At 42.6% G+C, this 16,988-nt stretch carries 19 protein-coding genes and 1 pseudogene; 2 read left to right on the top strand and 18 right to left on the bottom strand.

From position 1 onward, the window contains the following. The 6 genes from AC04Q6_RS09015 to AC04Q6_RS08990 all read right to left on the bottom strand — a co-directional run bounded on the left by AC04Q6_RS09015 (window position 1) and on the right by AC04Q6_RS08990 (window position 4,996). Complete coding sequence (locus AC04Q6_RS09015) at window positions 1-1,554, bottom strand: amino acid carrier protein (protein WP_187306454.1); 1,554 nt, start codon at window positions 1,552-1,554, stop codon at window positions 1-3. A 40-nt stretch (window positions 1,555-1,594) separates the two neighbouring features. Next, window positions 1,595-2,434, bottom strand: a complete 840-nt coding sequence (locus AC04Q6_RS09010; protein WP_021976015.1) for a polysaccharide deacetylase family protein — start codon at window positions 2,432-2,434, stop codon at window positions 1,595-1,597. Window positions 2,435-2,436: 2 nt separating this feature from the next. Next, window positions 2,437-3,294 carry a polysaccharide deacetylase family protein gene (locus AC04Q6_RS09005; protein ID WP_021976016.1) on the bottom strand — a complete coding sequence of 286 codons (858 nt, stop codon included), beginning with the start codon at window positions 3,292-3,294 and terminating at the stop codon, window positions 2,437-2,439. A 242-nt stretch (window positions 3,295-3,536) separates the two neighbouring features. Beyond that, entirely contained in the window at window positions 3,537-4,238 is a 702-nt protein-coding gene (locus tag AC04Q6_RS09000) for a FadR/GntR family transcriptional regulator (RefSeq protein ID WP_119248175.1), read from the bottom strand. 167 nt (window positions 4,239-4,405) lie between these two features. After that, window positions 4,406-4,723, bottom strand: coding sequence for a hypothetical protein (locus tag AC04Q6_RS08995; RefSeq protein WP_181988225.1), 318 nt, complete (start codon window positions 4,721-4,723; stop codon window positions 4,406-4,408). A gap of 57 nt (window positions 4,724-4,780) precedes the next feature. After that, window positions 4,781-4,996 (bottom strand): hypothetical protein, encoded by a 216-nt coding sequence (locus AC04Q6_RS08990; protein WP_021975988.1) that lies wholly within the window; start codon window positions 4,994-4,996, stop codon window positions 4,781-4,783. A 282-nt stretch (window positions 4,997-5,278) separates the two neighbouring features. Between AC04Q6_RS08990 and AC04Q6_RS08985 the strand changes: the two genes are divergently transcribed. Next, a complete protein-coding gene (locus AC04Q6_RS08985; RefSeq protein WP_119248176.1) occupies window positions 5,279-5,800 on the top strand; it encodes a helix-turn-helix domain-containing protein in 522 nt (173 codons plus the stop codon). 80 nt (window positions 5,801-5,880) lie between these two features. Further along, complete coding sequence (locus AC04Q6_RS08980) at window positions 5,881-6,654, top strand: alpha/beta hydrolase (RefSeq protein WP_119248177.1); 774 nt, start codon at window positions 5,881-5,883, stop codon at window positions 6,652-6,654. Here the strand turns inward: AC04Q6_RS08980 and AC04Q6_RS08975 are convergent. The 12 genes and pseudogenes from AC04Q6_RS08975 to dusB form a co-directional block, all read right to left on the bottom strand. Then, on the bottom strand, window positions 6,647-7,159 hold the full coding sequence (locus tag AC04Q6_RS08975; RefSeq protein ID WP_021975991.1) for a hypothetical protein: 513 nt from the start codon (window positions 7,157-7,159) through the stop codon (window positions 6,647-6,649). The genes AC04Q6_RS08980 and AC04Q6_RS08975 overlap by 8 nt on opposite strands. Next, window positions 7,156-7,494, bottom strand: a complete 339-nt coding sequence (locus AC04Q6_RS08970; protein ID WP_278278420.1) for a DUF3990 domain-containing protein — start codon at window positions 7,492-7,494, stop codon at window positions 7,156-7,158. The genes AC04Q6_RS08975 and AC04Q6_RS08970 overlap by 4 nt, the downstream gene beginning before the upstream one ends. After that, window positions 7,458-7,943: a DUF3990 domain-containing protein gene (locus tag AC04Q6_RS08965; RefSeq protein WP_278278421.1), complete on the bottom strand. Its 486-nt coding sequence runs from the start codon at window positions 7,941-7,943 to the stop codon at window positions 7,458-7,460. The genes AC04Q6_RS08970 and AC04Q6_RS08965 overlap by 37 nt, the downstream gene beginning before the upstream one ends. Before the next feature lie 376 nt (window positions 7,944-8,319). Continuing rightward, window positions 8,320-8,604, bottom strand: a complete 285-nt coding sequence (locus tag AC04Q6_RS08960; RefSeq protein WP_007889554.1) for a transposase — start codon at window positions 8,602-8,604, stop codon at window positions 8,320-8,322. Window positions 8,605-8,698: 94 nt separating this feature from the next. Beyond that, window positions 8,699-8,860 (bottom strand): annotated as a pseudogene (locus tag AC04Q6_RS08955) (IS4 family transposase); the annotation flags it as partial. Between the two features lie 96 nt (window positions 8,861-8,956). Next, on the bottom strand, window positions 8,957-10,213 hold the full coding sequence (locus AC04Q6_RS08950) for an RNA-guided endonuclease TnpB family protein (protein ID WP_476389645.1): 1,257 nt from the start codon (window positions 10,211-10,213) through the stop codon (window positions 8,957-8,959). A gap of 17 nt (window positions 10,214-10,230) precedes the next feature. Continuing rightward, window positions 10,231-10,641: an IS200/IS605 family transposase gene (gene tnpA, locus AC04Q6_RS08945; protein WP_476389644.1), complete on the bottom strand. Its 411-nt coding sequence runs from the start codon at window positions 10,639-10,641 to the stop codon at window positions 10,231-10,233. A 237-nt stretch (window positions 10,642-10,878) separates the two neighbouring features. Continuing rightward, window positions 10,879-11,994, bottom strand: coding sequence for a Fic family protein (locus AC04Q6_RS08940; protein ID WP_476389643.1), 1,116 nt, complete (start codon window positions 11,992-11,994; stop codon window positions 10,879-10,881). Between the two features lie 88 nt (window positions 11,995-12,082). Then, on the bottom strand, window positions 12,083-13,879 hold the full coding sequence (lysS, locus tag AC04Q6_RS08935) for a lysine--tRNA ligase (protein WP_242997074.1): 1,797 nt from the start codon (window positions 13,877-13,879) through the stop codon (window positions 12,083-12,085). A 324-nt stretch (window positions 13,880-14,203) separates the two neighbouring features. Further along, the gene (greA, locus tag AC04Q6_RS08930) at window positions 14,204-14,689 is read right to left on the bottom strand and encodes a transcription elongation factor GreA (protein WP_021975942.1); all 486 of its coding nucleotides are present in this window, start codon (window positions 14,687-14,689) and stop codon (window positions 14,204-14,206) included. A 269-nt stretch (window positions 14,690-14,958) separates the two neighbouring features. After that, on the bottom strand, window positions 14,959-15,909 hold the full coding sequence (locus AC04Q6_RS08925) for a glycosyltransferase family 2 protein (RefSeq protein WP_021975943.1): 951 nt from the start codon (window positions 15,907-15,909) through the stop codon (window positions 14,959-14,961). A gap of 103 nt (window positions 15,910-16,012) precedes the next feature. Beyond that, window positions 16,013-16,981: a tRNA dihydrouridine synthase DusB gene (dusB, locus tag AC04Q6_RS08920; protein WP_118063435.1), complete on the bottom strand. Its 969-nt coding sequence runs from the start codon at window positions 16,979-16,981 to the stop codon at window positions 16,013-16,015. Window positions 16,982-16,988: the final 7 nt, after the last annotated feature.

Raw genomic sequence — 16,988 nt, 5'->3', positions numbered from 1 at the left:
TTATCTGTTCTCCTTTGCTGCCTCCGCAGTCCATACCTCAGATTCTACTCCGATATCAGATGCCACAAAACGCCTGCCTGGATTTTTCTTATAATTCTCATATGCTTTGGTAACCAGTTTTCTTCCAACCAGAAGTGTCGGGATGTTGACAAAGATCAGGATTACATTGATCAGGTCAGATACATACCACAGGTTATCCAGCTGAAGTCCGGATAATACAGTCAGGGTTCCAAGTGGAACGAAGATCAGCGCTCCAAGGCATCTTGTAAAATAGATGAACTTTTTATTCTTGGAAATCTTGTTTGCAGCGATCTCTGTATAAGTCAGGTCACAGAGAAGTGTTGTAAATGCAAACAGTCCAAATGCAACGACCACGATGATAAATACGATCACATCCAGGATTCCGTCTCCCGGTACCAGCTCCTTGACGGAAGTCAGGAACGTTCCGATCTTGTTTGCCTTCATCACATCCCAGTCAATGGACGGATTATTCCAGATAGCACCTGCAGTTACCACAAAACCAGCCAGAGAGCAGATCACGATGGTATCTACAAATACACCGATGGACTGAATGAATCCCTGCTCGCACGGATGATTGGCATCCGCAATAGAGGAGGCCTGTGTTGCAGTACCCATACCAGCCTCATTGGATAAAAGTCCTCGTTTCAGTCCCTGTGCCATAGCCACACCAAATGCTCCGCCAAAGATAGCGCTTGGTTTAAATGCTCCTACAAATACAGCCGCAAAGAATCCCGGCACTTTTCCGATATTCAGAACGATCAGTACCAGTACGATGAGAACATATAACCCTGCCATAACCGGTACAACCGCATCGGAAAATTTTGTTACGCTTTTGATTCCGCCAAATGTGATAACTGCGATGACCACGATAATGGCAACTGCGATCACATAGTACAGGGGATCTGTTACCTGTGTTGTTTTTCCTGTTACTTCATCTGCAATAGAGCTTACTGCTGTAAATACATGGAAGGTATGTACCGGAATACTCAGCATGTTGTAGATCAGATACATGATGCACATTGCCGCACCGATCCATGCTTTGTTTTTCCAGATCTTCTGGATATAGAAGGTAAAACCTCCTACATATTCATTTCCTTTTCTCTCTTTAAAAATCTGTGCCAGTGTTGCTTCACAGAAGGATGTCGCCATCCCCAGGAATGCGGAAACCCACATCCAGAAGATCGCTCCCGGTCCTCCAATGGTTACCGCCCCGGTTACACCTACAATATTTCCGGCACCGACGCGGCCGCCCATACTGACCAGAAAAGCTGCCAGCTGGGAAGTTCCAACCTTTGCCTGCTGTTTGGAAGTCAGAAGACGGATTCCTGTCTTGAATTCTTTTACCTGCACAAAACCAAAACGTAAAGTAAAATACAAACTTCCTCCAAGAAGAAGCAGAAATGCAATGGACAGCCGTCCTAAGATCGGAATGTTTGCATATGCATCAATGTTTGTCGGAAAGTCCCAGAGAAAATCTGCTACCGGAACCACCTGCGCAAAAAGCTGATTTACAAGTTCAAATATATGAGCCATGAAACGCTCTCCCTTCTTTTCCCGTTATACGTATGCCATCTTACTTCTCCTGCTGATTTTTCAGGCAGTAGTCATACATTTCCTCACCGGTTGTCCACCATACACCATCAAAAGTTTCAATATAATCCAGAAGCTCTTCCAGAAGTCCGATCCTGCCCGGTGCTCCGATGGCTGCCGGATCCAGCTGAAGGACATAACAGAGGCCGTATTCATGGCATCCGAAAAATTCATCCTTCCAGTTGTTAAGAACTCCTGTATAATTTGCGATCCTGCCCTGGCCTGCCGGAAATGCCGGATGATAGTTGAACGCAAAATACGGAAGATCATAGTTTACCCAGTGAATAGGGATCTCCAGGATCTTATCCTCACCCAGATCTTTCCAGTATGGTCTGTCATCATCGCAGAGATTGCTGGAATACACCAGGCCGTTTTTCTTTGCGATCCGCAACGTATCCAGGGTCAGCTCGCCTTCCGGGGAACGAAATCCCTTCGGTGTAACGCCGCATACCTTTTCAATCGCAGCGATTCCTTTTTTGATGGCGCTTTCCTGCTCTTCCTCGGATAATAATGCCATATGCTCATGATGATATCCCAGTGCTGCGATCTCGTGGCCTTTTTCCACAATAGCTTTCAGCTTATCCGGATACTGCTCTGCCACCCATCCAGGAGTAAAAAATGTTGCGCGGATGCCCCGTTCTTCCAGTATTTTTAAGATACGGTCCACGCCTCTTGTCATTCCGTACTGTCCAAGAGACAGTGTTTTCGGCATATCCTTGCAGGTGGGATCTAACTGCAGCCAGAACAGTTCCGCATTCAGGTTGATGGTGATCATGGCGCTGCATTTTTTGTTTTCCGGCCACTTTGGTCTTTCCAGTTTCATCCTTATTTCTCCTCCTGTTCTTGTGAATGGCTTCGATACCAGTCTGATACTTCCGTTCCTGTTGCCACCCAGACATCCTCTTTGGATGTGATCTGCTCCAGCATATGTTTCAGGATCTGGATCCTTCCAGGGGAACCAATTACCTGGGGATGACTCATATAAGAAATGCAAAGCCCCTCTCTGTAATGTCCGCGGAACTCTCTCATAAAATTGTCTTCTACCAGACGATAGCTGGAAATCCTGTCCTGTCCTGCCGGTTCTGCCGGATACATGTTATATGCCATAGCTACGTAATCATCTACTTCCCATTTCGTAGGGATCTCGATAAAATCTGTTTTCTCACCGTTTATGATCGTACGATATGGTCTGTCGTCACCACGCATGGAGCTTGAATAACGGAAGCCTCTCTCATACAGAAGCTGCGGTGTGATCTTTGCCCAGTCACCGGATGGAGTACGGAAGCCTGTTACTTCATGACCGATAAGCTTTTTAAAGATTGCCTGAGTCTTCTCAATGATCTCGATCTGCTCCTCTGTTGTTTTTCCCGCAAATCTCTCATGTGCATATCCATGATGTCCGATCTCATGTCCTGCCTCTGCGATCCTCATGATCACATCTGGATAACGTTCAGCTGTCAGCCCCGGTACAAAAAATGTTGCTTTTACACCGTAACGATCCAGCATATCCAGGATACGGTCTACGCAGCGCTTTGGTCCGTACTGGCCTACGGATAAGGATTTGATGTATTTCTCACCGTTTGGAAGTCCACGGTTTCCGTTTTCCCAGGTGGTATCTCCGTCTACATCGAAGGTAAACATTACCGCACATTTTTTACCTTCCGGCCATTTTAAATTTCCCATTGTGTATTCCTTTCTGTTCTTTCTGGATTGTGAATTATCGTCTGAATACATATTCATTCTTTTTGAATTAATATTTGTTCACTTGGTCACCCACTTGTTTATAAAGAATAGCACCCGAAGGTGCTTTTCGTCAATGGTTTTTTCATTATCCTGTACTTTTTCGCCTGTTTCCGCCCCCGGTCCATGATTTTTTCCAAGCAAAGGCCGGGAACTTCTGGCATTTTAGCTAAATGCATATTTAATCAATTATCCCTCAGCATATCCATCGTTACCTGAAGATGTTCCTGCATCAGCTTCTGTGCTGCTTCCGTATCCCTTCTGCGGATCGCATCAATGATCTGACGATGTGATTCCAGCTCCTGCTTTTCGGAAGTGGCTTCCAGCACATCATAAAACTGCCCATACATCATATCCAAGATCGCATTCAGGACCAGCTCCAGTGTCTGGGTCATGAACATACTGCCGGTTTTTTCCGCATAGAGCTTGTGCAGTTCAAATTCACCGGTTGTAGTTCCGGTTGTCTCGTAGGTATGTTCCACTTTTTTGTAAGCTTTTTCCAGATCATCAATGTCTTCTTCGGATGCGTTACGGATGATCAGCTCCACACCCTTTACTTCCAGAACCTGACGGACTTCATAAGCTTCCAGCATGGAATAGCGTTCCAGATTTTTGCTGAGACTTTCTGTACGTTTCTCGGATCCGTGGCCTGGCTGTTCCCTTAAGAATCTTCCTTTTCCCTGGTGAGAAACGATCACACCTCTGGTTTCCAGAACATGAAATGCCTCTCTTAACACATTCCGGCTGACTTTCAGCTGCTCGATCAGTTCTCTTTCCGGCGGAAGCTTGCCACCTGGCTGGATATGCTTCTCATCGATCAGCCTGTAAAGTTCTTCTACTACTTCTTCATATAATAAAGTCCGTGCGGATTGACTTCTTAATCTCATATATTTCTCCAATCTGTTGATAATTCTGTGTCCTTTAATTTTTAATTATAATTGGTTTTTCTACAGTTGTACAACAGAATTTTTACCGGATTTGTCAAATAAGTAAACGGCAGATTCTTTGTTGTGGATCTGCCGTCAATAATACTGTACATGTATTTCATTTTCGATCAGTCGTCGTAGTGATTCCAGTCTCCGAAGATTCCTTTGCTGCTATGGCCTGTTTTATGGCCATTTGCATCATAATGGTTTGCTCCGCCAAATACTCCCGGACGACTTTCTCCTACTTTGTGGCCTTTGGCATCATAATGATTCATTCCTCCGAAAATACCAGGTCTGCTTTCTCCGATCTTATGGCCTTTGGCATCATAATCATTATACCCTCCGAACAATCCGGGTCTGCTTTCCCCAATCTTATGACCATTGGCATCATAGTGATTAATGCCTCCAAATAAACCTGGTCTGCTGTATCCTTCTTTCTTACTCATAATTGTTCCTCCTTTTTCCAGGCGGTTATTCATAATCCGCGTTTGCTGTTTATTTCCTTATGCTTTTGATGCAATCAGTCCGACAATACCAATAACAAGAAGTATCGGCAATGCCAGGGAGATCAGTCCTCCTGCTACCATTACGATCAGGATCAACGGCAGGAATACCAGCGTTAATATAAATTTAGATATCCCCCAGGCTGCTTTCAGGCCGAAAAAAAACAGCTTTCCAAAAACTCCAAACATACATATGATAAATAATAACGTCAACATAATTTCTCCTTTTCTCCAGTTATATTTACTGATATAAATTTTGATTTATTTATGATTCCAAGCTTTTCACTGAATTTCGGATCTCTTTCCATTTTTTCCAGGATCCGTATCATCTGCAATCTTCTTGTCACGTCCACACAGCCACCTCTTTCTCTTTGTCGGCCCTTGCTGTCACTCGATGAATCCAGTATAATAGAACCATCTGTAAAAATAAACGTTCTATATGTTGAAATAACTTCATATATTTCCCTATTTTGGAGAATTAACAGAGGAGACTGAACCATGGGGAAACAATCTACCAGAGAAAACAAAACTATTTATCAGCAATACAGAGAAGAACAGGGTCTGACCCGCGAAAAAGCCAGCCAGGAAATGACCGGTGTTTCTGCCTCCAGGATTGAAAAGATCGAATACGAACTGCAGGAACCAACCCCTTACGACATCATCCAGATGGCTGACTGCTATAAGCATCCTGACTTATGCAATTATTACTGTTCTCACAAGTGTATGATCGGGGACCGGTATGTACCGGAGATCGAGGTTTCCGAGCTTTCTACCATTATCCTGGAAAGCATCGCTAGTCTTAATGAGATCAACCCTCTCACCAGCCGTCTGATCCAGATCGCCAGAGACGGTAAGATCACCGACGATGAAATCAAAGACTTTGCATATATCAGCCAAAAGCTGGATGAGGTTTCCCTGGCTATTGATTCTCTGAACCTCTGGGTTGATAAAACTGCTAGTGAGAAGAATATTAATATTGAGCTTTTGAATGCCGAGAAAGCGAAGCTTGAACACAAATAAACTTTTCCCCATATAAAGGAAACATTCACATAACATACTTTGACAAATACTAATTTTTTAATAAGAAGGTTTGAAATAAAATGAAATCATACGAAGAATTACTTTCAGATATTGAAGAAGATATGGAACTTATGGGTTCCTCACATATTGTTTATCACGGAGAAAAGGATGGCATTATTACTGATTATGATTACCTTCCATCCGACTCCTGTACGATCTCCATTCCCTTAAAAGAGCTCCAGGAAAAAATCCAGCTGCAGATGCTCTATGACAAAGCTTCCTCTCATACAGCGGAAGCTGATAACAACGCCCCGAAGCTGGCCGTTGTTTTCCCGGGTATCGGATATGGCCCTGATAAACCGCTCCTTTACTATGCAGCTCGCCTTGCCAGAAATCAAGGTTATCAGATCCTGAATGTATCTTACGGTTCTCTTCCCGAAAATGTCAAAGGCGACCGTGCCAAAATGGAACAGGCCTTCGAGCTTGCGTTGAAACATACCGAACAGTTTCTCCAGAATGTTGACTGGCATTCATATGGAAGTATTCTGTTTATTTCCAAAAGTCTTGGCACTATCATATCTTCAGCCTATGCTTCCAGGCATGATCTGACAGTGAAAAGCATCCTGTTTACGCCTCTGGCGGATACCTTTTCTTTCTCACTGGCCGGAAGCATCGCCTTCCACGGCACCGCAGATCCCTGGGCCGAAACCGAAATTATCCAGAAGCTGGCACAGCAAAAAGAGGTACCTCTTTTTCTTACAAAAAACGCCAACCATTCACTGGAAACCGGCGATGTGCTGACGGATATTACGATTCTGAAAACTACAATGGAGCGGGTTGAGCGTTTTATTTAACGCCAGCCTGCTCGTTCTTTGTTTTTTGCATTCTTATTTTTTTGAATATTTTATATTGACGTTCCAGTTCCATATTCTCATCCATTGGCATTTCTTTTGCCTCCAGTATCCTCTCCACAGCCTGAGATGGATCCATGGTATGATATGGAAGAAATAATCCTCTCAGTTCCTTCGGTTTTATAATTTTATAAACCTGTACTGATGTTAACTCACAGATAATCGCAAAATACCTGTAGATATAACCAATCCAGTACATCTCGTTGCGGGTATATTTTACAGTTCCATAATCCGAAACTCCATACTCTTCATCTACAAACTGTAAAATATCATTTGCCTGAATATTACTTTCAAGGACTGACCCATTATCAAGTCTTTTTGCTATTTTACTTTTCATAAATCGCCTGATAAAAATCTCTGAGCTCGACTCCATTTTATCAACAGAGTTTTCAAATGCAGTCGCCTGAAGTTCACACAAAAGCAATCCATCTTTATCTATTTTTCTCATTCATCGGCCACCTCTTTACACCAGGATTTCATCAATATACAGACCCTTTCATTGTCTGAAATATAACATCGTTCTATAAGTTTAGCCTGCGATACTGCCTTTTCACTTATAAATATATACTGCATTCCAAGATTTGTTGCCGCAAGACAGTGTTTGCACTGTTCATCTGTAATTTCTCCATTAATAAATGAATTAATAATCTGAAACATACGGTTGTCTGCTATCGGTGCAATTATGTAGTCACAATCTCTGGACTGTTCTGCAAGCATTTTTATTGTTGGATGTTCCTTGTATTCATCTAGCGCCCCCGATAGTAGGCAATCGTCATCATCCATTCCTGGTCCACTTTATATCTCTTACATTTCAGACTCGTGTCATTGAAACGAATATAATATACCGATGAATGCTCAAATCCTGATACAAATGAGATTGCCTGCTCGTAACTTTCCCCTGTATAAAATCCCTGTCCAAAATCATTGTTACTCCTGCCTCTATAGATATCTATTTCCCCGGTAATTTCACTTTTCGCCCCATGGAAAAGCAATTTCTCATTTTTTTCCAGAGCATCTCTCCAGAGCATTTCTTTCAGTTTATTTATTCTTATATTTTTTGTAAATGCAAATCTGTATACATTCTCCAAAATTCTTGCAGACGGAACTGTTTTTCCCAACTCATTTCTTGAAACAGTCACCTGCTCTACTCCAATCTGTTCTGCAAATTCTCTCTGAGAAAGGCCTAATATCGCCCGAATTGATCTCAAATCTTCTGGAAAATTATATTTCATATTTCGATCACCTCAAACTTATTTAAGTAATATTATATGAATAAGTTCAATATAAACTTATTCATATAATATTACTTAAATAAGTTTTTGTTATTATTTTTTATGCTAATGGGATAATATTTCATTGCTTCTATGCCACTTTTTCTTGTATATATTTGTCAGACGCCTATCAATAAGAATTACTTTCTTCTTTTCATAATCTATATGTGCCTACTCACAGTAAATTTCTATTTCTTGAAATTATTTTTTTATAAAACATTAAGGTTGAATTTGGTCCTATGTCAAGATTTAGTACAAGTTAAAATGAGAAATTTCTTTCCATTTTAACCTACCAGAAGCTCAGCCTCAGTATGCGTTTTTTCATACACTCTTTCCGTCATTTTCCCAGAATGTTGATTGCTTTTTTTAATACATCCAGGGCATCTTGGGCATCACGTAATTCACGTCTGAGACGGGCAATTTCTTTCTGTTCATCAGATGCGTAATTACCAGAACCACGAACAGGAATATCACCTGATTCCCGGAAGTCTTTCAGCCACTTGGTTAATGTGCTGTATCCGATGCCAAGATTTTCTGCACATCCACGTACCCCGAGATCTTTGTGATCTTGATAATACTGGATTGCATCAAGTTTAAATTGTTTGTCATGTTGTTTTGCCATATGAGATTCTCCTTCAGCATGTTTCTATTGTATCATGCTTATGTGTATTTGGAATTTCTCATTTTGGCTTGTACTATTTATATTCTAGCATCACTTATGCTACTACAGCCTTGGGATGGAGTGCATTTCGCAGATATTCTGGCAGTCTTGCTTCAAAATCAGCGGTAAAAGCAGTCAGTTGTTCATCGCTGAGTTTTAAAATTTCCTGAAGGCTTGCCATTAAAGCATCCATCAGGATACCAAGTGATCTGGTGAACTACTCGGCAACTGAGTTACCAGAGCATCTGAATTAAGGCGGGATACCGCCTTTTCAGGGTGCGTCCATGACACCACTACTGTTTGCTCTTTAGAGCTATACAGCTACTTTTATTATTTCTGGCGTTTTTAGTCCGGTTACGGACAGTTCCTTTTTCTCTCCGGATACGGAGAGATATTTTCTCAGGATGTTATATGCACCTACAGCATCTGCGTTATACTTCCGGTTTCTGTCCCTGTACAGTCCCCTTTGTTTTCGGTTGCATGGCTGTGCATATCTTTTTTCCACCTCTGGTGACAGCGGACTGCACTGGCTGGTATAGCTTTCTTCCTGTCTTACAAAACGGATCCCGTACATCTTAAGCTTATATTCCATCATGCTATAGAGCCTGTTATACGGCAGATTGTGGAACTTCTGGTTTGTTCTGTGTCCCAGGTCTTTTCCTTTCCGGATATTCCGGATATCCCCTGCCACAACACAGGTAATTCCCTGTTCACGGCAGTATTTTGCAAAGTATCTTGTGATCTTGTGTAGATAATCCGTTACCGAGTTCTGCTTTTTCTGATATAATCTGCGAATATGTTTTGATGTGACTGGATGTTTTATTCCCTTCACAGACTGCTGTCCATACCATTGTACCTGCACCCTTGCAATCTCTTTATGAAAATATCTTTCCAATGCAAGATATCTTCTGCCCAGGATAAATGTATTCCCATTCCCGGAATCATAGCATGTCATAAGATTATGAAGTCCCAGATCAACTGACAGATAGTGTCCATTCTGCGAAAGTTCTTCCCTCTCTGAAATCTCATAAACAACAATAACTTTACATTCACCTTTTTCCGGTGGGTAGATCCGCAACTGTTTGATCTGATCCATGCCCCTGAAAATCTTATTTTCAAGATAAAGAAAGTTCTCATGGATCTGATACGTTTCTTCCATATATCTTTTTAATGCTTTTGGAAGGGACAGACGGACTTTTTCTGTGTCCCATTCATGTACAATTCCCATCTGCATATAGGTAATGGGGATACTTTCCTGTTTAAACCGCGGTGGTCTGGGATTCTCAATCCCTCCGGATCTTTTCAAGGCGTAAAAAGATTTCCATGCTTTATCCAGCAGCTTGCAGACTTCCTGGGCTGTCTGAGATGGAAGCTGTTTATACCACAGATCCTCTCTATGGGATTTTTTCTGATAATACCAGTCCGGGTATTTCTCCATTCCCATTTCTTTGTAATGCTGACGTTCGTAATTACAGACATTCCAGAGCTTGGATGCCGCATAACACATATGTCCGATGACGTTTGCATATTCCTGACTGACCTTTATGGATGTTTTCTTTGACAGCAGCATTTCCCACCTCTATGATCTCAATAAGCTTTACTCTGATGCTCAATATATCTGCGGATATTTTCTTCCGACACAGACCCGACCGTTTCCACATAATAGCAATGGTTCCACAGCTCTCCTTTCCAAAGCTGTTCTCTTATTTCCGGAAAACGTTCGAATAATTTCCTGCCGGTGATCCCTTTCAGATATTTCACGATCGCAGTTATGGATAATTTGGGAGGAGCAGACACAAAACAGTGCACATGGTCTCCTTCCCCGCATTCAAACAAATGGACGGTAAAACCTTTATCCGCTGCGATCTCCTGCACCAGCTCCTGAAGATATGCTTCAATCTCCGCATTCAATATCTTCCGCCGGTATTTCACTGACCATACCATATGGTAATTAATATTGCACACACAAGTGCGGTAATGTATAAGATTCTCCTTCATACATATAGTATAGCATAGTATTAAGAATATCACAATAAAATGCCGAACATATTTTCTTTTTTAATAAAGCTGGATACAGCATTTTTTAGTAAAAAAATAAATATATTTTACTTATAATGTGCAGATATGCACAGTTTACGCTTTCATCTCGGCAATTGAATTACCGAGGATTCCCGCTTATCTTACTAAAACCTGTTTCATAGACAGTTCCTCTCATATATACATTTTTTCTTCTAATTATTTTTTGAATTTGTACTTTCCTTTTCCGTGACCGGATACTGGTTCAATAATATCTGCCTGTACCAGATTTGAAAGAAGTTTGGATGCTCCTGAGCTTTTTAATTCAAGAAGTTCCATAACTGCACTTCTGCCGAATACTTCTTCAAAACCAAATTTCTCGAAAAGTCTGTGGATATGAATAGTTGTTCTTACCGAAAAGTCGTTACATTTTTCAGAAAGCACTCTTTCAATGTCCACTTTTACGTCTTGAATGTCCACTTTTTCTTCTCCAATATCCACTTTTTTTCCATTCCAAAGTCCACTTATATGAAGATTGCGATTATGGAGTTCATTTTTTTCATTTAAAAGTAGATTTCTGAGAAATACTTCAAGATATTCTGTGGTTTCATGAATACCTTTTTGTAAGTTCGTATAGTTTGCACGGACAAGTGCATTTCTGAAATACCACACATTTTCTGCAAAAATGTCATTGGTCGCTGAGAATCCAAGCATCCGCAAATATTTAATAAAGAACACTGCCGTTGTTCTTGTATTACCTTCTCCGAAGATATGGATTTGCCATAATCTTGAAATAAATATCGCAAGATGATGGATAATTTCATCCATTGACAAACCTTTATAGCTAAAAGCTTTCTCCTGCGAAAAATCATATTCCAGCGTTGCTCTCAGTTCTGAAGCACTACCATACATAACAGTTGCGCCATCAAGCACCCATTCTTTCTTTGTAATGTTATAATCCCTGAACTTTCCGGCATGTTCGTAGATTCCCTGGAAAAGTTTGCGATGGATAGAGATATATTCATTTGGAGAAAATGAAAACCCTGTTTCGGACAGAAGTTCTGCAATACGCAAAGAAACCTTATCTGCTTCCTCGGTACGTTCATCATCAGACAAATGTACTGGTCTTTCTTCATAGTAGCTATCAATAAGGCTTTGTGCTTCTTTCATCGTGATTTTGCCTTCAATATTCTGAATGGCAGTATCAACCAAATATTTAGATGGTTTAAGTCCGTCCACTGCCTGAAGCCCAATTGCTGTACTCCAAGCATAACCTTTATACGCTTTATCTGGTTCAGACTCTCGCAAATACTCTTTAAACGGGTCTTTTTCCATAGACACTACCTCTTTTATGATTCAATAAAAGCACTTCCCAGATCAACCTCCAAGAAGTGCTTTCATTTTTCTTATTTATAATTTCATATTAATACAGTTTCGCACCAGCCGGGATATGGTTATCAACCATGATCAGATGAAGTTCTTCATCCTCAGAATCCTTCAGGTTATTTACTGCGGAAAGCAGCATACCGCAGGACTCGATTCCCATCATCTTACGTGGTGGCAGGTTTGTGATCGCGATCAGGGTCTTGCCTACCAGTTCTTCTGGCTCATAGTAAGCGTGGATTCCGGAAAGGATGGTACGGTCTGTGCCTGTTCCGTCGTCCAGTGTGAACTGAAGGAGTTTTTTGCTCTTCGGAACTGCAACACACTCTTTAACCTTAACTGCACGGAAGTCAGATTTGCTGAATGTATCGAAGTCAACATCTTCTTCAAATAAAGGCTCAACCTTTACATTGGAGAAGTTGATCTTCTCATTCGGTGTGAAGAATCCGTTGTTGTCGTTTGCTGCTACCTCTGCAGTATCGCCTGCTTTGGCTGCGCTCTTATCAGAGTCAAGGCTCTTCATTGTCGGGAACAGAAGTACGTCTCTGATTGCCTGGCTGTCTGTCAGGAGCATAACGAGACGGTCGATTCCGTATCCGATACCACCTGTTGGCGGCATACCGATCTCCAGTGCGTTCAGGAAATCTTCGTCTGTGTGGTTGGCTTCCTCATCACCTGCGTCTGCAAGAGCATCCTGTGCTTTGAAACGCTCTCTCTGGTCGATCGGGTCGTTCAGCTCGGAATATGCATTACACATTTCCCATGTATTGATAAAGAGCTCGAAACGCTCTACCTTGTTCGGATCAGAAGGTTTCTTCTTGGTCAGAGGAGAAATCTCGATCGGATGATCCATGATGAATGTCGGCTGGATCAGCTCTTTCTCACAGTACTCCTCGAAGAAGAGGTTGATGATATCACCTTTCTTATGACGGTCCTCATACTCGATATGATGCTCGTCAGCAAGTTTCTTTGCTGCCTCATCATCTGCTACTTCGTCAAAATCGATTCCTGTATATTTCTTGATGGCATCGTTCATGGTCAGACGTGCGAACGGCTTACCAAGATCGATCTCAATACCATTGTAGGAAATCTTTGTGGAACCGCAGACTTTCTCTGCAAGGTAACGGAACATGGACTCTGTCAGTTCCATCATTCCTTCATAATCAGTATATGCCTGATAAAGCTCCATCAGAGTGAACTCCGGATTGTGACGGGTGTCAACACCCTCGTTACGGAATACACGGCCGATCTCGTAAACTCTCTCAAGTCCGCCGACGATCAGTCTCTTAAGATAAAGCTCCAGGGAAATACGAAGCTTAACATCTTCGTTCAGCGCATTATAATGTGTCTCAAACGGTCTTGCTGCGGCACCACCTGCATTGGAAACCAGCATTGGTGTCTCAACTTCCATGAAGTCACGTCCTGCAAGGAAGTTACGGATCTCTTTGATGATCTGGGAACGTTTGATGAATACATTCTTGCTGTCCTGGTTCATGATAAGATCCACATATCTCTGACGATAACGGGTATCTGTATCTGTCAGCCCGTGGAATTTCTCAGGAAGGATCTGTAAACTCTTGGAAAGAAGAGTCATCTTCTCTGCATGAATGGAGATCTCACCTGTTCTTGTTCTGAAAGCAAATCCTTCCAGACCAAAAATATCACCGATATCAGATTTCTTGAAATCTGCATAGGAATCGGTTCCAATGGCGTCTCTCGCCACATAAACCTGAATATTACCCTGTAAGTCCTGGATATTGCAGAAAGAAGCTTTTCCCATTACACGTTTGAACATCATACGTCCTGCGATCGCTACGTGGATCGGGCTTGCGTCCATGATGCTTCTTCTTTCTTCATAATCCTTCTTCTGAGCCTCTTTTGCCTGCTCTTCATCAAGACCTGTTACGTCAAGCTCCTTGCGGTCTTTGAGAAGCTCTGCCTCATGTGCTTCATAAAGCTTCTTTACCTCAAGGGAATGATGTGTCTGATCAAATTTTGTGATCTGAAACGGGTCCCTGCCGTTTGCCTGAAGGTCTGCCAGTTTGTCACGACGTACCTTAAGCAGCTGGTTTACATCCTGCTTCTTCTGCTCTGCCACTTGTTGGCCTCCTTAATCTATCTATCGTTCAGCGGATATGTGCGATCCGCTCCGTTACCTGTTTTATACGTTTCTCTGGATCTCAAGAACTTTGTATTTCATGATTCCGGACGGCATTTCAACCTCAACGATATCGTTGGTGTGAGCGCCGATCAGCGCCTTACCTACCGGAGACTCGTTGGAGATCTTACCCTCAAGGCTGTTAGCCTCTGTGGAACCTACAATCTTCAGCTCCATGTCTTCATCAAACTCATAATCATGAACCTTAACCTTGCAGCCTACGCTGATTCTGTCAAGATCAACTTCGTCCTCTACTACAACCTCGGCATTCTTGAGGATCTTCTCGATCTCCTCGATACGTGCCTCGATATCTCTCTGCTCGTCTTTTGCTGCATCGTACTCAGCGTTCTCAGAAAGGTCTCCCTGCTCTCTGGCCTCTTTAATCTTTCCTGCAACTTCTTTTCTCTTAACAACTTTCAGATCGTGCAGCTCGTCTTCCAGTTTTCTAAGTCCTGCGTATGTGAGTAAGTTCTTCTTTGCTTCTTCCATTTTGCCTTACTTCCTTTCAAAACCGCGCTGTTTTTTTCTGAAAAAATACAGCTTCGGATATTTCTGTTGCTACCATTCCCAAGAGCTCTTTTTCCTAAAAAAGGGCGTAAAAACCTCAGGATATTCACAATTCCTGTATTATACCGAAAAGCCCCTGTATTGTCAAGCATTCCACGTCGAAAAAAGGGCCCTGAAAATGTAGAAAAAACCGCAGGAAAATTTAAATTTCCACACGGTTTTTTCGCAGCATTTTTTCTTATTTCTGTTTCTTATTTTTCTTCCGGGAAAAGGTCTTTATACCGGTTGGTTACCATCTGTGTCTGGAACTCAAAATCCTGCTTGTGCTGATTGACCAGTGTAGACAGGATAATTCCGGAAAACCAGCAGATAATCGCTGTCATGATCACAAATCCACTTACGATCAGTGTAGGCAGTTTGTTCACAGTTCCCACTTCCAGAAAGTGGATCAGTACCGGAATAAAAAATGCCATCCCGACTACAAACAGCACCGCTGCTATAATAGAAAAGAATTCCAACGGCTTATAATTTTTAAACATTCTCATGATCGTCTTCAGCACTTTAAATCCATCTGCGTAGGTATTCAGTTTGGATTCGCTTCCCTCCGGACGGTCGCGGTATTCAATGATCACATTCTCTACCTGCATGTTCTTGTCAATGGCATGAATCGTCATTTCTGTCTCAATCTCAAAATTTCTGGAAAGGACCGGAAATGTTTTTACAAAGCGGTAACTCATTGCCCGGTATCCGGTCATAATGTCCTTGATATCACTTTTGAAAAGGCGGTTGATAGAACCACGGACAATGCTGTTTCCGAAATTATGGAAAGGACGTTTGTTCTCTGTAAAATATGTAGAGGACAGGCGATCTCCGACAACCATGTCTGTTCCGTTTTTCAGAACTTTCTCACACATCTGTGCCGCAAATTCCGCCGGATAGGTGTCGTCCCCGTCAACCATCAGATAGCACTGTGCATCAATATCACGAAACATACTGCGGATTACGTTGCCCTTTCCCTGCTGATATTCATAACGGACAACAGCCCCTTCTTTCCTCGCAATCTCGTCTGTACCATCTGTGGAATTGTTATCATATACGTAAATCACAGACTCCGGAAGTGCTTTTCGCATATCACGGATAACCTTGGCTACAGTCTTACTTTCGTTATAGCAAGGTATCAAAACTGCTATTTTATCTGGCATCTGTACTTTTTTTCTCCTGTAAAGCTCTTATGTTTTCTGACCGACCCACTGACTGTAGCACGCGTTCTGTTCCTTGTCAATAGCCCTGGCGGTTTCTTCCTCTTTATCGTTCAAGAAGCATATCTGTAAGTTTTTTCAGTTCTTCATAACTTGCAATATTGTTGGATTCTCTCCGGATTCCGGCACTGTGCCGCATGCCTGCCGTATACCAGGCTACATGTTTCCGCATTTCACGGATTCCGATATATTCACCTTTGATTTCGATCTGGTTTCTGGCATGACGCAGGATCATTTCACAAACTTCCTCCACGGTTGGTTTCGGAAGTTTTTCTCCGGTAAGAAAATAGTGGTTCAGCTCCCGGAAGATCCACGGGTTTCCACGTACTGCACGGCCGATCATCACCGCATCACAGCCGGTTTCTTTAAACATGGCTGCTGCGGTTTCCGGTGAAATGATATCTCCGTTTCCGATCACGGGAATCGTCACCGCTTCCTTCACCCTGCGGATGGCATCCCAGTCTGCCTGTCCGGAATAATACTGCTGGCGGGTTCTTCCATGTACAGCAATGGCTGCTGCCCCGGCATCTTCCACACGTCTGGCGATTTCCACCACATCCACCGGTGTTTTATCATCAAAACCGATACGCACTTTCACAGTCACCGGCTTGGAAATGGCGCCGGAAACACTGCGTACGATCTCTTCGATCAGTTTAGGATTTTTCAGAAGTGCGGAGCCTTCCCCGTTGTTTACCACCTTGGGGACAGGGCATCCCATATTGATATCGAGAATGTCAAAAGGACGCTCCTCGATACTTTTTGCCACCTCTGCCATCAGATCCGGCTCACTGCCAAAAAGCTGCATGGATACCGGATGCTCCCCTGGATCGATCTCCATCAGTGCCTCTGTATTCTTATTGTGAAAAGAAATTGCCTTGGCGCTGACCATCTCCATACAGATCAGTCCTGCTCCCTGCTCCTTGCAAAGTCTTCGAAATGCCAGATCTGTAACCCCGGCCATCGGCGCAAGCACAAAGGGATTCGGGATCTCCACATTTCCGATCTTCCACTGCATCTTCATG

This window comes from Blautia sp. HA9023 (genome assembly GCF_056504095.1).
Note: the sequence above shows the minus strand (reverse complement) of the source record. Positions and strands in the feature narration are given on the sequence as shown.